Origin of the sequence: Mesorhizobium sp. KACC 23794, from assembly GCF_052180275.1 — a bacterium.
In the GTDB taxonomy this organism is placed as follows: domain Bacteria; phylum Pseudomonadota; class Alphaproteobacteria; order Rhizobiales; family Rhizobiaceae; genus Kumtagia.
The window spans coordinates 4,612,057-4,629,877 of record NZ_CP197465.1 but is presented as its reverse complement, the minus strand read 5'-3'; the positions used below and the strand labels follow the sequence as shown (position 1 = coordinate 4,629,877).

General features: G+C 63.5%; 17 protein-coding genes and 2 tRNA genes. 14 read left to right on the top strand and 5 right to left on the bottom strand.

Annotated features, from left to right (window positions below):
• Positions 1-108 precede the first annotated feature (108 nt).
• From ACSBOB_RS22750 to ACSBOB_RS22735, 4 genes are all read left to right on the top strand, one after another.
• On the top strand, positions 109-549 hold the full coding sequence (locus ACSBOB_RS22750; protein WP_442578338.1) for a VOC family protein: 441 nt from the start codon (positions 109-111) through the stop codon (positions 547-549).
• Positions 546-1,067 (top strand): CoA-binding protein, encoded by a 522-nt coding sequence (locus tag ACSBOB_RS22745; protein WP_442578337.1) that lies wholly within the window; start codon positions 546-548, stop codon positions 1,065-1,067. The genes ACSBOB_RS22750 and ACSBOB_RS22745 overlap by 4 nt, the downstream gene beginning before the upstream one ends.
• Before the next feature lie 147 nt (positions 1,068-1,214).
• Positions 1,215-2,498 carry an O-acetylhomoserine aminocarboxypropyltransferase gene (locus ACSBOB_RS22740; RefSeq protein ID WP_442578336.1) on the top strand — a complete coding sequence of 428 codons (1,284 nt, stop codon included), beginning with the start codon at positions 1,215-1,217 and terminating at the stop codon, positions 2,496-2,498.
• Positions 2,499-2,646: 148 nt separating this feature from the next.
• Positions 2,647-2,994: a cupin domain-containing protein gene (locus tag ACSBOB_RS22735; RefSeq protein ID WP_442578335.1), complete on the top strand. Its 348-nt coding sequence runs from the start codon at positions 2,647-2,649 to the stop codon at positions 2,992-2,994.
• Positions 2,995-3,194: 200 nt separating this feature from the next.
• On the opposite strand, the gene ACSBOB_RS22730 is transcribed toward ACSBOB_RS22735, so the two are convergent.
• The 3 genes from ACSBOB_RS22730 to ACSBOB_RS22720 form a co-directional block, all read right to left on the bottom strand.
• The gene (locus tag ACSBOB_RS22730) at positions 3,195-3,671 is read right to left on the bottom strand and encodes an SRPBCC family protein (protein ID WP_442578334.1); all 477 of its coding nucleotides are present in this window, start codon (positions 3,669-3,671) and stop codon (positions 3,195-3,197) included.
• Positions 3,672-3,744: 73 nt separating this feature from the next.
• Complete coding sequence (locus tag ACSBOB_RS22725) at positions 3,745-4,278, bottom strand: SRPBCC family protein (protein ID WP_442578333.1); 534 nt, start codon at positions 4,276-4,278, stop codon at positions 3,745-3,747.
• Positions 4,275-4,640 (bottom strand): ArsR/SmtB family transcription factor, encoded by a 366-nt coding sequence (locus ACSBOB_RS22720; protein ID WP_442578332.1) that lies wholly within the window; start codon positions 4,638-4,640, stop codon positions 4,275-4,277. The genes ACSBOB_RS22725 and ACSBOB_RS22720 overlap by 4 nt, the downstream gene beginning before the upstream one ends.
• A gap of 290 nt (positions 4,641-4,930) precedes the next feature.
• Here ACSBOB_RS22720 and ACSBOB_RS22715 point away from each other — a divergent pair, with 290 nt between their 5' ends.
• Together ACSBOB_RS22715 and ACSBOB_RS22710 are read left to right on the top strand one after the other, a co-directional pair.
• A complete protein-coding gene (locus ACSBOB_RS22715) occupies positions 4,931-5,671 on the top strand; it encodes an AzlC family ABC transporter permease (protein ID WP_442578331.1) in 741 nt (246 codons plus the stop codon).
• The gene (locus tag ACSBOB_RS22710; RefSeq protein WP_442578330.1) at positions 5,668-6,018 is read left to right on the top strand and encodes an AzlD domain-containing protein; all 351 of its coding nucleotides are present in this window, start codon (positions 5,668-5,670) and stop codon (positions 6,016-6,018) included. Before ACSBOB_RS22715 ends, ACSBOB_RS22710 begins: the two co-directional genes overlap by 4 nt.
• Positions 6,019-6,356: 338 nt before the next feature.
• Here ACSBOB_RS22710 and ACSBOB_RS22705 read toward each other — a convergent pair whose 3' ends face one another.
• Positions 6,357-6,530, bottom strand: coding sequence for a hypothetical protein (locus ACSBOB_RS22705; protein WP_442578329.1), 174 nt, complete (start codon positions 6,528-6,530; stop codon positions 6,357-6,359).
• 157 nt (positions 6,531-6,687) lie between these two features.
• A tRNA-Asn gene (locus tag ACSBOB_RS22700) sits at positions 6,688-6,762 on the bottom strand.
• A 184-nt stretch (positions 6,763-6,946) separates the two neighbouring features.
• Here ACSBOB_RS22700 and ACSBOB_RS22695 point away from each other — a divergent pair.
• The 8 genes from ACSBOB_RS22695 (at position 6,947) to ACSBOB_RS22660 (ending at position 17,810) form a co-directional block, all read left to right on the top strand.
• On the top strand, positions 6,947-7,249 hold the full coding sequence (locus tag ACSBOB_RS22695) for a PGPGW domain-containing protein (RefSeq protein WP_442578328.1): 303 nt from the start codon (positions 6,947-6,949) through the stop codon (positions 7,247-7,249).
• 218 nt (positions 7,250-7,467) lie between these two features.
• A tRNA-Cys gene (locus ACSBOB_RS22690) sits at positions 7,468-7,541 on the top strand.
• 87 nt (positions 7,542-7,628) lie between these two features.
• On the top strand, positions 7,629-8,303 hold the full coding sequence (locus tag ACSBOB_RS22685) for a protein-L-isoaspartate O-methyltransferase family protein (RefSeq protein ID WP_442578327.1): 675 nt from the start codon (positions 7,629-7,631) through the stop codon (positions 8,301-8,303).
• A 152-nt stretch (positions 8,304-8,455) separates the two neighbouring features.
• Positions 8,456-9,904, top strand: coding sequence for a TolC family outer membrane protein (locus ACSBOB_RS22680; protein WP_442578326.1), 1,449 nt, complete (start codon positions 8,456-8,458; stop codon positions 9,902-9,904).
• A 171-nt stretch (positions 9,905-10,075) separates the two neighbouring features.
• On the top strand, positions 10,076-10,930 hold the full coding sequence (locus ACSBOB_RS22675; RefSeq protein ID WP_442578325.1) for a PopZ family protein: 855 nt from the start codon (positions 10,076-10,078) through the stop codon (positions 10,928-10,930).
• Between the two features lie 670 nt (positions 10,931-11,600).
• A complete protein-coding gene (locus tag ACSBOB_RS22670; protein ID WP_442578324.1) occupies positions 11,601-14,510 on the top strand; it encodes a valine--tRNA ligase in 2,910 nt (969 codons plus the stop codon).
• Between the two features lie 344 nt (positions 14,511-14,854).
• Positions 14,855-16,138, top strand: a complete 1,284-nt coding sequence (locus tag ACSBOB_RS22665) for an outer membrane protein transport protein (protein ID WP_442578323.1) — start codon at positions 14,855-14,857, stop codon at positions 16,136-16,138.
• A gap of 235 nt (positions 16,139-16,373) precedes the next feature.
• The gene (locus ACSBOB_RS22660) at positions 16,374-17,810 is read left to right on the top strand and encodes an aldehyde dehydrogenase family protein (RefSeq protein WP_442578322.1); all 1,437 of its coding nucleotides are present in this window, start codon (positions 16,374-16,376) and stop codon (positions 17,808-17,810) included.
• Positions 17,811-17,821 lie beyond the last annotated feature (11 nt).

The following is a 17,821-nucleotide window of genomic DNA, read 5'->3' as shown; positions in this document are numbered from 1 at the left end:
GTGTCTCCCAGAAATGCGGTGCCGGAGCGATGTGAGCCCATCCGGCGCGGAATTGCAACCGGCCATGTCCTTGGCATTTCGACTGCCTGGAGCCCGGAGGAGGCGACGTTGGAACCACGCATTTCGATCGTCACCCTCGGCGTTGACGATCTCGGCCGTGCGGTGCGCTTCTACGAGGCGATGGGTCTGAAGCGGAACCAGAAGGTCACCGACGGCGTCGCCTTCTTCCAGATGGGCGGCCTGATCCTCGCATTGTGGACACGAAAAGACCTCGCCACCGATGCCGGCATGGACGGCCTGCCGCCGTCGAATGTCGGCAATGCTCGCCCAGCCTCGGCTCTCGCCTACAACACCCGCTCCGACGCCGAGGTGAACGCGGTGCTGGATACCGCTGCGGCTGCCGGCGGCGCCGTGCTCAAGCCGGCGCAAAAGGCCTTCTGGGGCGGCTGGTACGGCTATTTTTCCGACACGGAAGGCAATGTCTGGGAAGTCGCCCACAATCCCGACTTCCCGATCGACGCGGAAGGCCGTATCTCGTTGCCCTCATGAACCACGATTCCTATTCCAATGACTACATCGCCGAGATCCTGAACACGGTGAAGAGTGTCGCCGTCGTCGGCGCGTCGGCGAATGACGTGCGGCCAAGCTTCTTCGTCACCAAATATTTGATCGACAAGGGATTTACCGTCTTCCCGATCAATCCCGGTCATGCCGGCAGGGAAATTCTGGGCCGCATGACCTATGCGAAGCTGGCTGACGTGCAGGAGCCGATCGACATGGTCGACATCTTCCGAGCTTCCGCCGCGGTGCCGCCAATCGTCGACGAGGTGCTGGCGCTCAAGCCGCTGCCGAAAGTCATCTGGATGCAACTGACGGTGCGCCACGACGAGGCAGCGGCCAAGGCCGAGGCCGCCGGCATCAAGGTCGTCATGAACCGTTGCCCGAAGATCGAATATGGCCGGCTCTCGGGCGAGATCGGCTGGACCGGCGTCAACAGCCGCGTGCTTTCCTCGAAGAAGCCGGTCATGCGCCAGGGTTTCCAGAGTTTCGGCGTGCGGCAGAAATAGGTAAGCCGCAAGAAATTTGCGGGGAAGCGCGGTAAATTGGCTGGCTTAATGGCTAACAGTTGACGCGCGCGGAATTTTCTTCTTTGCATTCGCCCCGACGGGTCGCCAAAGATAGTCCGGTTTTTTAAGAAAGTATTCGGAGGAAACATGTCCCAGCGTACACCCGGGTTCAGCACGCTCGCCGTCCATGCCGGCGCCAAACCCGATCCGGCCACCGGCGCCCGCGCCACGCCGATCTACCAGACCACCTCGTTCGTGTTCGACGACGCCGACCACGCCGCCTCGCTGTTTGGCCTGAAGGCGTTCGGCAACATCTACACCCGCATCATGAACCCGACCCAGGCGGTGCTGGAGGAGCGCGTCGCCGCGCTCGAAGGCGGCACTGCGGCGCTCGCGGTGGCCTCCGGCCACGCCGCCCAGATGCTGGTGTTCCACACGATCATGCGGCCGGGCGATAATTTCGTCGCGGCGCGCCGGCTCTACGGCGGCTCGGTCAACCAGTTCGGCCATGCCTTCAAGAACTTCGGCTGGGAGGTGCGCTGGGCCGACACGCGCGATGTGCCGAGTTTTGAAACCCAGATCGACGACAGGACCCGCGCGATTTTCGTCGAAAGCCTCGCCAACCCGAACGGCGAGTTCGTCGACCTGGAGGCGATCGGCAACATCGCCCGCAAGCACGGCATCCCGCTGATCGTCGATAACACGCTGGCGACGCCCTATCTCGTGCGCCCGATCGAACACGGCGCCGACATCGTCGTGCATTCGCTGACCAAATTCATTGGCGGCCACGGCAATTCGATCGGCGGCATTCTGGTCGACGGCGGCACCTTCGACTGGTCGAAATCGGGCAACTATCCGATGCTTTCGGTGCCCCGTCCCGAATATGGCGGCATCGTTCTGCACGAGACGTTCGGCAATTTCGCCTTCGCCATTGCGGCGCGCGTGCTCGGCCTGCGCGACATGGGGCCGGCGATCTCGCCCTTCAACGCCTTCCTGATCCTGACCGGGCTGGAGACGCTGCCGCTCCGCATGCAGCGCCATTGCGACAACGCCCAAAAGGTCGCCGAGCATCTGTCGAAGCATGCCAAGGTTGCCTGGGTCTCCTATCCCGGCCTGCCGAACGATCCGAACGCGGCGCTCGCGAAAAAGTATTCGCCGAGCGGTGCCGGTGCTGTCTTCACCTTCGGCCTGAAAGGTGGCTACGAGGCAGGCGTGAAATTCGTCGAGGCATTGGAGTTGTTCTCGCACCTGGCCAATGTTGGCGACACGAAATCGCTGGTGATCCACCCGGCTTCGACCACGCATCGCCAGCTTTCCGACGAGCAGAAGATCGCGGCCGGGGCAGGGCCCGACACGGTTAGGCTGTCGGTCGGCATAGAGGATATCGCCGACATCATCGCCGATCTCGACCAGGCTCTGGCGAAAGCCTGATCTCCCCGGATGGGGTTGCGGCAGGCACGATCCCGCCGCGGTCCCGTCCAGCCGGCCGATGTTCCGCCCGCGGCTCCGCCCCTCGCAACGCCGGTTGCCGCGGTCGGGTGCAGCGGATAGACCGGGCACAACTCCTCGAGGTCAGCCCATGGCAGCAAAGTTCCGTCCCGTCTCGTCGAACACCGTGCAGCCGGAAGATGGCGGCCCGGCGCCCGATCGCGTCATCTCCGGCGATCCAAAATTCCGCTCGTGGAATGTCGACGAGCAGCCAAGCGGGCTCTACGCCGGCGTCTGGGAATCGACGCCCGGCAAATGGCGCGTGCAATATGACGAGTGGGAGTTCTGCCACATCCTGTCGGGTGTCTCGATCGTCGCGGAGGACGGCGGCGCGGCGCGCACGGTTACGGCCGGCGACAGTTTTGTCCTGCAGCCCGGCTTCAAGGGTACCTGGGAAGTCGTAGAGACCACCCGCAAGGAATATGTGATCAAGCTGTAGCCGGCCGGCCCGGTCTCGCGAAGGGCATCCGGCGCGAGCCTCATGCTCGCCGTGCAACCGCATATGAAAAACGATGGAGGACTCCGCGACGCCGTACCCCCACCCCTAACCCCTCCCCCTTGTGGGGAGGGGTTAGGGGTGGGGGTTACCTTCATATGCGATTGCCCTGTGCCACGCGGCCAGGCCAATTGCGGAAGCGATCAGGCGGTAAGCTCCCGCTCGTTGTCGGTCATCGGCTCGCCGACATTGGGCTGTCCCTTGCCGGTCGCGATCAAGTCGCGCAGGCTGCTGTTGATGTAGGTGCTCCACCCCTCGTGGCAGGCTTCGTAGCACTCGTATTCGGGAACAAGCCCGATATGGGTGAAGCGGACTTCCGTCCTGCCGCCCTTGCTGGCGATGTCGAAGACGATGTCCGTGTCCTTCCACTCGGTCGTGTCTTCGGTGAAGCTGAAAAAATTGTCGAGGACATGCCAGGCCACCTTCTTGCCGGGCACCAGTTCGGTCACCTCGATCTTGCAGCGGTGGACGTCACTGTAATGATAGTCGAATGCCTCGCCGACCCTGTCGGTGGTGCCTTCGATCTCTTGTGACCACCATTCGCGAGGATTGTTGATTGCCGCGAAGGCCTGTTCCGGGGTCTGGTCGACGGCGAACGTCGTGGTGAAGCTGCGGTCCATGACTGTCTCCTGTTTCACGGTTTGAGCTGAGTTCTGCCCCTGAGTCTTGGCGCGGGCCGGGGATGCGCGGAAATCACGCCGGTATCCGCCGCTCGTATTCCTGCTTGAGGCGGCTCCAGCCTTCCCAGAACGGCTCCGGCCGCTGGCCGGCGGCGCGGGCGGCCAGGATGTCGAGGTGCATGTGCCAGCCGCCGGCATGATTCAGCAGCGAGGTGCGGTCGGGCAGGCGGCGGTGGATGACGGTCAGCAGCACGTCCTTGCCTCTCGGTTCCAGTTCGAAGGTGACGTCGCCGCTGCCTTGCCAGGTGATCGACAGTCTTCGCGGCGGGTCGAACTCGGTGACTTGGCTCTGCATCCGCTGTTCCTCGGGAAAACCGGCCGGCCGGGGTGCCGGCGGCTCGGAAAGCTCGTCGTTGCGCCACACAAGTTCGAGCGGCGTGCCCGCCTTGCCCTGCATCGTGCCCGCGGCCAGCCACTGGCGGCGTAGGTCGCTCTCCGTCAGATACGCCCAGATGCGCTCGGCGGGGCCGGGCAGGAGCCGCCGGATGGTCAGCGTCGCCGGCTCGGTCACCACGCCATAGGCGTCGATCGTCGTTCGTTCGTTCATCGATGGTCTCCCTTTGGCGATTTCGATTTGTGCGCGTCGTCCTCGCGCAGCAGCCGTTCGAGTTCGTCGAGGCGGTCGGTCCAGAAGCGCTTGTAGAAGCCAAGCCATTCGTGCGCGGTGGCAAGCGGTCCGGGCGCGAGGCGGCAATGATGCGTGCGGCCGCGCACCTCGCGGCGGATCAGTTTTGCATTCTCCAGCACCTTGATGTGCTTCGAGGCCGCCGCCAGCGAGATGGAAAACGGCTCCGCAAGCTGGCTGACGGTTCGCTCGCCGTTGGCGAGGTCGCGCAGCATGTGCCGGCGCGTCGCATCGCCAAGGGCGTGGAAGATGGCGTTCAATTCGGGCGTTTGAAGCTCAACCATAGGGTTGAATATAGGTGGGTGACTCTTAAAGGTCAACCCATCGGTTGAATGATTTGCGAAGGGCGGCGGCGTACTGGATCGCGGCCGAACCGCCCAGCCATAATCCGGCCGGAAGTGTTGGCGGCGTTCCATCGCGCGATTGTCCTGGTCCGGCGAGGCGATGCGTTTCGGCGCTCACCCGTCGGCGCCGAAGAAAACGCACGGCATTCTTGCACGGCAGCCCCGCACATCGAGGCTGCCGTGCAAGCCCCGGCTGACTCGGCTGTCGACCCATGTTATGCGGCGGCTGCATGCCGGACACCTCGCCGCATCCCAGACAGCACGAGCGACACCGCTGGTATCTTCGCGGCGTCCGCGCCGCCTTTTCGGTGCCAGGCTGGATCCTGGCCACGGCCTATGTCGGCTTTGCCGGCCTCGCCAAGGAATCCGGCTTCGGCCTCGCCGAGACGATGTTCATGACGGCGGTGGTCTGGGCGTTGCCTGCCAATGTCGTGCTGATCGGCGCGATCCTCTCCGGCGCAGCACTTCCCTGGGCGGCTTTCGCCGTCGCCCTGTCATCCTTCCGCATGATGCCGATGGTGGTGGCGCTGACGCCGGAGCTGCGCGCCGAACGCACGCCGCGATGGGTGCTCTATGTCCTCTCGCATTTCGTCGCCGTCACCTCCTGGGTGCTGGCGATGGAGCGTCTGCGCGGCGTGCCGCGCGACATGCGCACCGCTTATTTCCTCGGCCTCGGCTCGACGCTGCTCATCAGCAACACCGTGCTGGTGGGCATCGTCTTCCTGCTGGTCGGCAGCCTGCCGGCGCCGGTGACGGCGGCGCTGCTGTTCCTCACGCCGATCTATTTCCTGACCTCGCTGTGGGGCTCGGCGCGCGAAAGCGCCGGCCATGTCGCCATGCTTTCCGGGCTGGTGCTCGGGCCGGTCTTCCACATCCTGCTGCCGGGCTTCGACTTGCTGGCCGCCGGCCTGGTCGGCGGCATCGCCGCCTACGCCTTCCACCGTCTCGTCGGCAGGGTGGCGCGGCCGTGACCTTCGAGGCGATCGACGCCTGGTGGTGGCCGTTCCTGTTCGTGCTGGTCGCCGGCGGGCTGGCCACCGACATCTGGCGGTTGCTCGGCGTGCATTTCGGCGGCCGCATCCGCGAGGAGTCCGAGGCGCTGGTGTTCGCCCGCGCCGTCGCCACGGCGCTGGTGGCCGCGGTCATCGGCAACCTGGTCGTCTTTCCCAGCGGTTCGCTGGCCGACACCCCCATGGCGCTCCGCATCGGCGCGGCGGTCGCCGGCTTTGCCGTCTACCTCGCCACCGGCAAGCGCATGCTGCCGGGAATCGTCGCCGGCGAGGCTGTCCTCATCGCCGGCATGGCGGCGGGCTGGTAGGGACGGGGCCGTTTGCCGCACCTTGGCGAATGCGTCCGTGCCGGGTGGTCCTTTTCCCTCTTCAGGGCGGTGTTGGTGGCGGCTACGGCAACGCCTTCCCGAGACGATTGATGGTCGTTGCAAGTCCGGATCGATTCATCGGCGTCGTCCGTGGAAATCCATTAAACAGCCGGAATAGCGAAACTCGAATGGGCCGGTCGGTTTGACAATCGCCGACTGCTCGAGTCGGTCGGGAGGATTCCCTCGGCCGATGCCGAGACCGACGATTTACGCGGCCTCGAAGAGATGTTGATCGCAGCGTAATTTGATCAAATCGCCTCAGGAGAATCCAACGCGACTCAAGTGCGCAAAAGCGAGTCGGCGTCCTGCTCGATGATCGGAAATACGCCGCCGCCGTGACCAAACAAGCTTGCTGCTGTCCGATCCCCTGTTGAAAAACAGGCGATATTGGTCAGTTTCGCCGCGTTTCCGTATCGGCGCTTCGGTTCGAGGCGAGCCGCGGACGCCGTCATGAAGGGCGTCGCCCCTGGCGTCGAAGCCGGGACTCGGCGCCGAGAACCCGAAAAAGGTCGGAGCGGATTCTGACGGCTTTGGTCGCCCGGAATGCTGTCCGAACAGCATTTCGATGAGCCTGTGGGAACGAAAAGGCTAACAAATCATTGAAACTATTGGCTCCCCGGGCCGGATTCGAACCAGCGACCAACCGGTTAACAGCCGGTTGCTCTACCACTGAGCTACCGGGGAACGGGTGCTCGTATCAGCATTGCGGCTGCCTATAGCAAACCCGTTTCAGCTTTGCAAAGCGCCGCGAGGCATTTTTTTGGCCGGCTTACACAGTGATGTGGCGTCCGCTGGCTGTCGGCATCATATGATGTCGACGGATCGTCCCACAGACGGAGGCGGTCCGGCTTGGTTGGAGAAGGTATGGATGGGCGGAAAGACCCGGCGCGATGGCGAGAATGAAGAGTTCGACGGTCCCGACGAAGGCGAAGCGGCGCGGCGGATAAAAGTGTTCGGCCGAGAGTTCCGGATGCCGCAGTCGCGCGCCTTGCGAATCGCCATCGGCATGGTGCTCGTCTTTTGCGGATTCCTCGGATTCCTGCCTGTGCTTGGGTTCTGGATGATACCGCTCGGCCTGCTCGTCCTGTCCTATGAATTTGCCAAGGTAAGGAGGCTGCGCCGCCGCACGGTCGTCTGGTGGGAACGCCGCCGGCGTCCATCGGCGCGCTAGGCCGCCGCCCGCACCTTGAGTCATGGACGGCAAGGGTCCGGCGCTTCTTGGGGCGTTCCCCTGGGTATCGCCGGCCAATATGTCAAGTGATGCGGAAAGAGCACGTCCGGGTTCGATGTTGGCAACGGGGCGGCTGAGTCTGTTCAGAACGGCCTTGTTCACTTGACCCGCCCCCAAGCGGTAACTTATTGAGCGTGCATAGAACGGCGGGGCGACGAGGCCTCGTGGCGGAGTGGTTACGCAGAGGACTGCAAATCCTTGCACCCCGGTTCGATTCCGGGCGAGGCCTCCATCCTGTCGTCGCCGGTTCGTGCAGCCGGTGCCCGCCTTCTAGCTTTGATGCGCGCCCCCAGCGGCGCAGGGAACGGACCGGTTTGAGATGGAAGCAGATTACGCCCAGCGGCGCATTCGCATGGTCGACGGCCAGGTGCGTACGACCGATGTGACCAGCACGGCGCTGCTCGATGCGATGCTCGCCGTGCCGCGCGAGAAGTTCGTGCCCGCCAGCCGCCGCGACCTTGCCTATATCGACGAAGACGTGGAGATCGCGCCTGCGCAAGGTGGCAGTTCCGCGCGATACCAGATGCAGCCGTCGCCTTTCGCCAAGCTCCTGCAACTCGCCGAGATCGTGCCTTCGGATTTCGTCCTCGATGTCGGTTGCGGCAGCGGTTACTCGGCGGCCGTGCTGTCCCGGCTGGCGAGTTCCGTGGTCGCGTTGGAAGCGGATAAGGCGCTGGCCGATCTGGCGACGGAAAATCTGGCGGGGCTCGGGTGCGACAACGTGGCGGTCGTGCACGGCGCTTTCCAGGAAGGATATGCGGCGGAGGCGCCCTACGACGTGATTTTTGTCGGCGGCTCGGTCGAGGTGCCTCCCGAGACGCTTTTTTCGCAGCTCAAGAATGGCGGCCGGCTGGTCGTGGTCGAAGGCGGTGGAAACGCCGGCAAGGCGCTAATCTATTCGAAATGGAACGGCGTCGTCACCGGCCGCAGCGCGTTCAACGCGGCGATTAAGCCATTGCCGGGTTTCGAGCGCGCTTATACATTTCAGTTCTGACGGGGTGGGACCGGTCTGAGCGGAATGTGAGAATTGCGCTGAATCTCACGATTTGGTGAGGGTTGGCGTGGTACGTGACGGTTAAGGTCCATGGCCGCGCCGGGTGATTCGGGCGGGGCGTGCCTTGCGCCGCTACGGAAGAGGGATGTGCCGTGTCGTTTTTTCGTAACTCCTTATTCGCTGCCGTCCTGTTGTCCGCGACAGCACTTTCGTCTGCCACGGTTTCGGCTGAGACCATCAGTGGTGCCCTGACCAAGGCATACCAGTTCAATTCGAGCTTCAACTCGGCGCGCGCCAGCGTCCGCGCCACCGACGAGAACGTTGCGATCGCCAAGTCCGGCTACAGGCCGACGGTCGCCGCGATTGGAAGTCTGGACTACAGCTCCAACTCCGTGAATCCCCGCGACAAAAGCGGATCGCGCAGCAGTACACGCCTCACGTCGGGGTCGTTCGGCGTCCAGATAAACCAGACGCTTTTTGACGGCTTTCAGACCAAGAACAACGTCTCCGCCGCCGAGGCACAGGTGCAGGCGTCCTTCGAGAGCCTGCGCAACACCGAGATGAACACGCTGTTCAATGCGGCTGCATCCTATATGGACGTGATCCGCGACCGGCGGATCGCCGTGCTCACCGAGCAGAATCTCGAATTCCTCAACGAGCAGGCGCGTGCCGCGCGCTCGCGCCTGGAGGTTGGAGAGGGTACGCGCACGGATGTCGCGCAGGCCGATGCCAGCCGTTCGTCGGCCGTGGCGCAGCTTGCCGCCGCGCGTGCCCAGGCGTTGGCCAGCGCCGCCGCCTACCGGCAGGTCATCGGCGAGGATCCCGGCAATCTGCAGCCGGCGTCCCCGTTGGCGAAGCTGTTGCCCAAATCCGTGGAAGCTGCTTATGCCATGTCGGAAACCCAGCATCCGGCGATCCTTTCGTCGCAGCACCTCGTCGATGCCGCCGGTTTCAACGTCAAGTCGGCGGAAGGGCAATTGCTGCCGCAGATTACCGGTTCGGCAGGCATTAGCTCGGGCTTCAACAACACCGCGCCCTATGCCCCGAACACCAGCCCCATTCCTGGCTTCAACAACGGCATCAACAACAGCGGTGGCCAGAACGGCACGAACACGTCCGCAAGCATAGGCGCTTCCCTCACCATCCCGATCTATCAGGGCGGCCGGGTGTCCGCCCAGGTCCGGCAGTCGAAGGAACAACTCGGCCAGGCCCGAATCGATGTCGACGTATCGCGCGACCAGGTGCGCCAGGCGGTGACGTCGGCGTGGACAAGCTATGTCGCCGCGAAGGAAAGTGTCGTGGCCAATCGTGAACTGGTCGCTGCTGCCCAGCTCGCGCTCAACGGTGTCATCGAGGAACGCAATGTCGGCCAGCGTACCACGCTCGACGTGTTGAACGCGCAGCAGGACGTCATCAACGCGCAGGTGAACCTCGCCAGCAGCGAACGCGATGTGGTGGTCGGCAGCTATGCGATCCTGTCGGCGATCGGCACGCTCGGCGTTAAGCGGCTCGGCCTGGCGGTCGCTGAATACAAGCCGCAGGAACACTATCGGGCTGTCAAGGACAAGTGGATCGGCTTGCGCACGCCTGACGGTCGATAGAAGTTCGTTCCCCGCCTTCCTTATCTCCCCTAATCCTTTGGAAATCGCCTTGCGCCTGATCTTTTGGGATTCTCGCTGGTGTGCCCCTCCGCTACGCTGACGTCATGATTCGTGGGCGGCTTTCTCCGAGAGCTGTTTTCAGCAACGGTCACAAAGGCGGCGGACGTGACGATGGCACAACTCGGCGGCGCACAGCGCGAACCCTCGATGGAAGAGATCCTGGCTTCCATCCGCCGGATCATCGAGGACAGCGACACGGTTCGCCGTCCCGAAGACAGCGGCCAGCCGGTCCGGCCTGACAATGACGTGTCGCCTTCACCGGCCCTCGCTTCGGCCACGTCGGCGCCTCCTCAGCAAAGCACGGTGATCGAGGTCGATACGTTCCGTTCGACACCGCGTGCCGAGGTTCCCCAGGCCGAAACCCGCCAGCCCGTCACGCTGGCGGAAGTCCAGGCGCAGGTCGTCGCGGAGAGATTGGCCGTTCGCGGGGCGTCCGAACCGGATTACGGGCAGGATTTTTCCACGGTGACGCACGCCGTGGACGCGGCCGCGGCGAATATCGAGCCCGCGTTCGAGCCGGCGGAGGCGTCGATGACGACCGTCTCCCCGTTGCCGGAAATCCCGACCCCGGCGGATTGGCAGCTTGGCGTGTCCGAGCCCGAATCTGTCGAGGCCATGGAGCATGACGATTTCGACCTCGATGCGGTGGCGAATGCTGTGCTCGAAGACATCGCGTCTTCGCAGGCAAATTACGTCAAGGCGGAGGATGTCGTGACCGATACGCCGGCGGTGCCTGTCGAAGCGGCGCGGCCCGCCATTATTTCGGACCATACCGGCCGGCAGGTTGCTGCCGCGTTCAACGAACTCTCCGAAGCTCTGGCGGCCCGCAACCGCAAGAGCCTCGATGAGATGGCCGAGGAGATGCTGCGGCCAATGCTGCAGGACTGGCTGGACAACAATCTTCCCACGCTGGTCGAGCGGCTGGTGCGCGAGGAAATCGAGCGGGTCGCGCGAGGTGCGAATTAGGATCGCCATTGCCGTCGCGCGGTTGGGTGCAAGGGGAAAGCATATTTCGGTTTTATTTTATTTCCGTGGAAAATCGCAGCTTCAGTGAGTTGAAATCGGAGTGAAAAGGTAACTGTGCCAGGCGCTTACCTTTTCGCGGGGTCTCGTGAAAAAAATCAACGGCACGATTTTTCCCCCGATTTCATCCCCTTCCCCAAAACCTCCCGCATAATTGCCCGCAGTTTCTCCCGCCGGGAACGCTTCCGGAGTCGTTCGTTAGTGGGGAGGAACCGGCGCCTCCGTCATGTTGCCGACGAAGCAGCATGGCCGGGGAGGCTTTGTCCGAAGGTCCTCCCTCCGCAACTACGTGCGGTGTGCGCTGGACGACGCGCTTAAGCACGGCCAGCCGAGGCGAAAGCTGGAGCCGGAGCTGTCGCGAAGCAGGACGGGGCGGAGCCCAAAGTCGCCGGCGGGGCGCGCAAGTCGCGCCACGTATTGTTTAAATTAGGAGGCACGGCCTCGCGCCCCGCTTCCCGACTACCCCTCGCCAATGAGGGCATTCTCTCGACAATGGCCAGGGCCGAAAGGCAGCGTGGCGACGAGGAAGCTTGGCATCCGCGGTTGACTTGCCTCCTGCCATTCGATTTACACCGGCCTTTCGAATTTCCGGACAATCGCAGGCGGTTTCCCCATGCTTGACAAGACATATGATGCGAAAGCGGTCGAGCCGGCCATTGCCGAGCGCTGGGAGGCGGAGGATGCGTTTCGTGCCGGCGCGGGCGCCGAGCCCGGCGCGGAGCCCTTCACCATCGTCATCCCGCCGCCCAACGTCACCGGCTCGCTGCATATGGGGCACGCGCTCAACAACACGCTGCAGGACATTCTTGTCCGCTTCGAGCGCATGCGCGGCAAGAATGTGCTCTGGCAGCCCGGCATGGACCACGCCGGCATCGCCACGCAGATGGTGGTCGAGCGCCAGCTTGCGGCGAGTGGCGTCTCGCGCCGCGACATCGGCCGCGACGAGTTCATCAGCCGTGTGTGGACCTGGAAGGAACAGTCCGGCGGCTCGATCATCCACCAGTTGAAACGGCTCGGCGCCTCCTGCGACTGGTCGCGCGAGCGCTTCACCATGGATGAGGGTCTGTCGGAGGCGGTGCTGGAGGTCTTCGTCAGGCTGTTCAAGGAAGGCCTGATTTATCGCGGCAAGCGGCTGGTCAACTGGGATCCGGCTTTCGAGACGGCGATTTCCGATCTCGAAGTGGAGAACAAGGAAGCCGACGGCCATATGTGGCATTTCAAATACCCGCTGGCCGGCGGCGAGACCTACACCTATGTCGAGAAGGATGCTGACGGAAACGTCGTGCTGGAGGAAGAGCGCGACTACATTTCGATCGCGACGACGCGGCCCGAAACCATGCTGGGCGACGGCGCGGTGGCCGTCCATCCATCCGACGAGCGCTACGCGCCGATCGTCGGCAAGCTGTGCGAAATCCCGGTCGGCCCGAAGGAACACAGGCGCCTGATCCCGATCATCACCGACGAATATCCCGATCCCACCTTCGGCTCGGGCGCGGTGAAGATCACCGGCGCGCACGACTTCAACGACTACCAGGTCGCCCGCCGCAACAACATTCCGCTCTACCGGCTGATGGATACGCGCGCGGTGATGCGCGCCGACGGTGAACCCTATGCCGACTATGCGGCGCAGGCGCTTGAGATCGCCAAGACCGGCGATCTGCCGAGCGAGGCCGAGATCGACGGCATCAATCCGGTGCCGGACGAATATCGCGGCCTCGACCGCTACGCCGCCCGTAAACTCATCGTCGAGGCAATCACCGCCGAGGGGCTCGCCGTCACCGTCAAGGACGCGGAGGGCAACGACGTCCCGTTCGTCGAGGCCAAGAAGATCATGCAGCCGTTCGGCGACCGCTCGGGCGTGGTCATCGAGCCGATGCTGACCGACCAATGGTTCCTCGACGCCAAGGTCTTGGCCAAGCCGGCGATCGCCTCGGTGCGCGAGGGCCGCACCAACTTCGTGCCGAAGAACTGGGAAAAGACGTATTTCGACTGGATGGAGAACATCGAGCCTTGGTGCGTGTCGCGCCAGCTCTGGTGGGGACACCAGATCCCGGCGTGGTACGGTCCGGACGGCCATGTCTTCGTGGAAAAAACCGAGCGAGAGGCGCTCGGTGCCGCGGTCGAATATTATCTGGCGCTCGAAGGTCCCTGGAAGGGCTGGGTCGAGGACAAGCTTGAAAACTTCAAGCCGGGCGAAATCCTCACCCGCGACGAGGACGTGCTCGACACCTGGTTCTCCTCGGCGCTGTGGCCGTTCTCGACGCTCGGCTGGCCGGAGAACACGCCGGAATTGAAGACCTATTACCAGACCGACGTGCTGGTCACCGGCTTCGACATCATCTTCTTCTGGGTCGCCCGCATGATGATGATGGGCCTGCATTTCATGGAGGAGGAGCCGTTCCACACGGTCTATGTCCACGCGCTGGTGCGCGACAAGACCGGCGCAAAGATGTCGAAGTCGAAAGGCAACGTCATCGATCCGCTCGACTTGATCAGCGAATACGGAGCCGACGCGCTGCGTTTCACTCTGACCATCATGGCCGCGCAGGGCAGGGACGTTAAGCTCGATCCGGCCCGCATCGCCGGCTACCGCAATTTCGGCACGAAACTCTGGAACGCCACCCGTTTCGCCGAGATGAACGGCGTGGCGCGCAACGACGAGTTCTGGCTCCACGACGCCAAGCTCACGGTGAACCGCTGGATCCTGACCGAATTGTCGCGCGCCGCCGGCGCCATCACCGAAGGCATCACCACCTACCGCTTCAACGAGGCCGCAGGCGCTGCCTACCGTTTCGTCTGGAACCTGTTCTGCGACTGGTATCTGGAACTGCTGAAGCCGATCTTCGCCGGGACCGACGAGGCGGCGAAGGCGGAAAGCCAGGCGGTGGCGGCTTTCGTGCTGGACGAGATCTACAAGCTGCTGCATCCGATGATGCCGTTCATGACCGAGGAACTGTGGGCACATACGGCGGGCGAGGGCAAGGAGCGATCGACCCTGCTCTGCCACGCGCGCTGGCCGCAGCCGGATTTCGATGACGCGGACGCGGCGGCCGAAATCAACTGGCTGGTCGACCTCGTCTCGGGCATCCGTTCCGTGCGCTCCGAGATGAATGTTCCTGCCGGCGCGATCGCGCCGCTTGTCGTGGTCGGGGCGGACGCGACCACGATCGACCGGCTCGACCGGCAGGATGGGGCGATCAGGCGTCTCGCCAGGGTCGACGCCATCACCCGCGCGGACGCTCCGCCGCCGGCCTCGGCGCAGATCGTACTCGGCGAAGCGACGATCTGCCTGCCGCTCGGCGGGCTCATCGACCTGGCGGTCGAAGCCGCCCGGCTGCAGAAGGAGCTTGCAAAGGTCACGGAAGAGATCGCGCGCATCCACAAGAAGCTCTCCAACGAGCGCTTCGTCGCCAATGCCGCGCCGGAGATCGTTGAGGCCGAGCGCGAGAAGCTTGCGGAATATCAGGCGACCCAGGAGCGTCTGGTCATCGCCCTCTCGCGGGTGCGCGACATCAAGGCTTGATGTGAGTCGCGGGACGGCGTTTTTCCGTCCCGCTTCCTTCGAAAGCGCCCGCAGGAGGTGTTCCCCAGCGGTAGTTCAAACGCCCGGGGCGATTTTCCGCCGTATTGTTGCCGCAAAGTGACAAGTCGGCCCAATTCGCGGAAACGGCGTGTCGTTTTGGGCGTTTCCTCCCTTTTCGTTATCGTTTTTTACCAAAACCCTGCGAAACTTTGCCGCGTCGACGTGTTCCGAAGGGGAGGTCGAGGGAACCCGTCGGTACGGCAGGGACGGCCGCTCAAATTGCGAGTTGCACGCCCGTCGTGATTTCGATCAACGTTGCGTGAAGTGCTGGGGAGAGGACTTTCATGAGCCGAACGCTGCTGTCGTCTTTGATCGGAGCGAGCTGCCTTTCGACGGCGTTCATGGGCTCCGCGATTGCGGGTGGATTGGAACGCGGCGGCTATAATATCGACCTGCTGTTCGACCCGTCGCGCTTCGCTGCCGAAGCGACCGAAACCTACGTTATGCCGGACCGCAAGCTGAAGAATGCGGTCGACACCGACCCGACCACGGCGCTTGTGCCTCCCGGAAGCCCGGGCTTCGGACGGGGCGGCGGCAATTTGAACGGCCGCTCGACCACAGCCGACGACACCGAACCTTACTGGGTTCCGCGAGTCGGCCTTAAGGCCGGGATGGCCGGTTTCGACTGCATGATCGACTATTCCCAACCCTGGGGTGTTCACAGCAATCCCGGCATCAACTGGGCCGGCGCCAACAGCAACATCGAGACCAAGATCGATAGCGACAATTATGCCGGCACGTGCTCCTACAAGTTCGATGTCGGCAAGGGCGGCCAGTTGCGCCTGATTGGCGGCGTCTTCTACCAGGAAGTCGAGGGCTTCAAGACGAGACTGGTCCAGGATTTCAGCCCCGCGCCTTTCCCGATCAATCAGTTGAGCGGCATTGGGCGTATCGACCTGGAAGGTGACGGGGTTGGCTGGCGCATCGGCGCGGCATACGAAATCCCGGAAATCGCGTTTCGCGCCAGCCTGGTCTACAACAGCGAGGTCGACCTCGGCGATGTGACGGGCACGGTCGACCTAACGCAGGCAGGACGCACGGCCATCCCGGTGTTCGGAACGGCGAGCATGCCGGCATCGGTTGAGTTCAAGGTTCAGTCGGGCATAGCACCTGACTGGCTGGCTTTCGGCTCCGTGAAATGGGTCGACTGGAGTGTCCTGCAGGTCGTGAGCTTCTGTTCCACCGCGGTCAAGTCTCTCGGGTGCAGCTACCAGGGACCGGGTTTCGTCACGTCGCTCGACCTGCTCTATCGCGACGGCTGGACGGTGCAGGGCGGTGTCGGCCACAGGTTCAACGACCAATGGAGCGGCGCCTTGTCGCTGACCTGGGACCGGGGAACGACCACCGGTTTGAGCTCGCAGACGGACACTTGGACCGTCAGCGCCGGTGCGGCCTACACACCTACAAAGAATATCGAGGTCAGGCTTGGAGGAGCGCTTGGTATTCTCACCAGCGGTTCCGCAGGCGCCGTGGAGTCTGACGGCAACACCTTCGGCACCGATGTTTCCTACGATTTCGGCAACGATCTCGTCAGTGCGCTGTCCGGTAGCCTCAAGGTCAAGTTCTGACGGCCAGCGGTCTGATTGCAATCGCTTCGTGAGAAACGGCGCCGATCGGCGCCGTTGTCGTTTTTTCGGGCGAATCTGGAATCGTCCTTGAGCCGTGCGAATCTTGCCCCTCAAGCCTGTTGCGATTATCGGGTTTCGCCTAAGTAAGCGTCGAGCCCGCTGGTACTTGCATGCCTGTTGCATGAGTTCGATGGCTGCTGGCCGACACTGAAATTCTAATTTGATGGAAGCGGATATGAGCGAACTGCATGGCAATCTGATCGACGGCGAATGGGTGAAGGGCGACGCGATCCCCAACATCAATCCCTCCGACACTAACGACGTCGTCGGCGACTATGCGCGCGCCACCAAGGCGGATGCGCTTGCGGCGATCGCTGCCGCGAAGTCGGCCTTCCCGAAATGGTCGCGTTCCGGACCGCTCGAGCGCCACGCCGTGCTGCGCAAAGCTTCCGACGAGATCCTTGCCCGTAAGGACGAACTGGGCAGACTTCTGTCCCGCGAGGAAGGAAAGACTCTGGCCGAAGGCGTCGGCGAGACCATCCGCGCCGCGCAGATCTTCGACTTCTTCGCCGGCGAGGCACTGCGGCTGACGGGCGAGACCGTGCCGTCGGTGCGTCCCGGCGTCGGCGTCGAGATCACGCGAGAGGCGGTCGGGGTCGTGGGCATCATCACGCCCTGGAACTTTCCGATCGCTATCCCTGCATGGAAGCTCGCGCCGGCGCTCTGCTACGGCAACACCGTCGTGTTCAAGCCGGCCGACCTCGTTCCCGGCTGCTCTTGGGCGATCGTCGACATTCTGCACCGCGCCGGCCTGCCGAAGGGTGTGCTTAACCTGGTCATGGGCAAGGGCTCGGTCGTCGGCCAGGCGATTCTGGATAGCGCCGACGTCAACGCTGTCACCTTCACAGGTTCGGTCGGCACCGGCAAGCGCGTCGCCGCCGCTTCGATCGAGCACAACCGAAAATTCCAGCTGGAAATGGGCGGCAAGAACCCTCTCGTCGTGCTGGACGACGCCGATCTGGCGATCGCGGTCGACTGCGCGGTCAACGGCGCCTTCTTCTCGACAGGCCAGCGCTGCACCGCATCGTCGCGCCTCATCGTGCAGGACGGTATCCACGACAAGTTTGTCGCCGCGGTCACGGAGAAACTGAAAAACCTCGTCGTCGACGATGCGCTGAAGGCAGGCACCCAGATCGGCCCGGTGGTCGACCAGAACCAGCTGGACCAGGACGAGAAATACATCGCCATCGGCCGGGACGAGGGCGCGAAGCTCGCCTTCGGCGGTGAGCGTCTGAACCGCGAGAAGCCCGGCTTCTACCTGCAGCCGGCGCTGTTTACGGAAGCCACCAACGCCATGCGCATCAGCCAGGAAGAGATTTTTGGGCCGGTCGCTTCGGTGATCCGGGTCAAGGACTATGAGGAGGCTCTGCATGTCGCCAACGACACGCCGTTCGGCCTGTCCTCGGGCATCTGCACGACCAGCCTGAAATACGCCACGCATTACAAGCGCAACGCCGAGGCGGGCATGGTCATGGTCAACCTGCCGACGGCCGGGGTCGACTTCCACGTGCCGTTTGGCGGCCGCAAGGGCTCAAGCCACGGCTCGCGCGAGCAGGGCCGCTATGCCGCCGAGTTCTACACGACGGTCAAGACGGCCTATACGCTGGCCTGATAGGCAAACGC

Coding starts and splice junctions, on each gene's coding strand:
- ACSBOB_RS22745 (WP_442578337.1), top strand. CDS start 546: ATGAACCACGATTCCTATTCCAATGACTACATCGCCGAGATCCTGAAC.
- ACSBOB_RS22740 (WP_442578336.1), top strand. CDS start 1,215: ATGTCCCAGCGTACACCCGGGTTCAGCACGCTCGCCGTCCATGCCGGC.
- ACSBOB_RS22735 (WP_442578335.1), top strand. CDS start 2,647: ATGGCAGCAAAGTTCCGTCCCGTCTCGTCGAACACCGTGCAGCCGGAA.
- ACSBOB_RS22730 (WP_442578334.1), bottom strand. CDS start 3,671: ATGGACCGCAGCTTCACCACGACGTTCGCCGTCGACCAGACCCCGGAA.
- ACSBOB_RS22725 (WP_442578333.1), bottom strand. CDS start 4,278: ATGAACGAACGAACGACGATCGACGCCTATGGCGTGGTGACCGAGCCG.
- ACSBOB_RS22720 (WP_442578332.1), bottom strand. CDS start 4,640: ATGGTTGAGCTTCAAACGCCCGAATTGAACGCCATCTTCCACGCCCTT.
- ACSBOB_RS22715 (WP_442578331.1), top strand. CDS start 4,931: ATGCCGGACACCTCGCCGCATCCCAGACAGCACGAGCGACACCGCTGG.
- ACSBOB_RS22705 (WP_442578329.1), bottom strand. CDS start 6,530: ATGACGGCGTCCGCGGCTCGCCTCGAACCGAAGCGCCGATACGGAAAC.
- ACSBOB_RS22695 (WP_442578328.1), top strand. CDS start 6,947: ATGGGCGGAAAGACCCGGCGCGATGGCGAGAATGAAGAGTTCGACGGT.
- ACSBOB_RS22685 (WP_442578327.1), top strand. CDS start 7,629: ATGGAAGCAGATTACGCCCAGCGGCGCATTCGCATGGTCGACGGCCAG.
- ACSBOB_RS22675 (WP_442578325.1), top strand. CDS start 10,076: ATGGCACAACTCGGCGGCGCACAGCGCGAACCCTCGATGGAAGAGATC.
- ACSBOB_RS22670 (WP_442578324.1), top strand. CDS start 11,601: ATGCTTGACAAGACATATGATGCGAAAGCGGTCGAGCCGGCCATTGCC.
- ACSBOB_RS22665 (WP_442578323.1), top strand. CDS start 14,855: ATGAGCCGAACGCTGCTGTCGTCTTTGATCGGAGCGAGCTGCCTTTCG.
- ACSBOB_RS22660 (WP_442578322.1), top strand. CDS start 16,374: ATGAGCGAACTGCATGGCAATCTGATCGACGGCGAATGGGTGAAGGGC.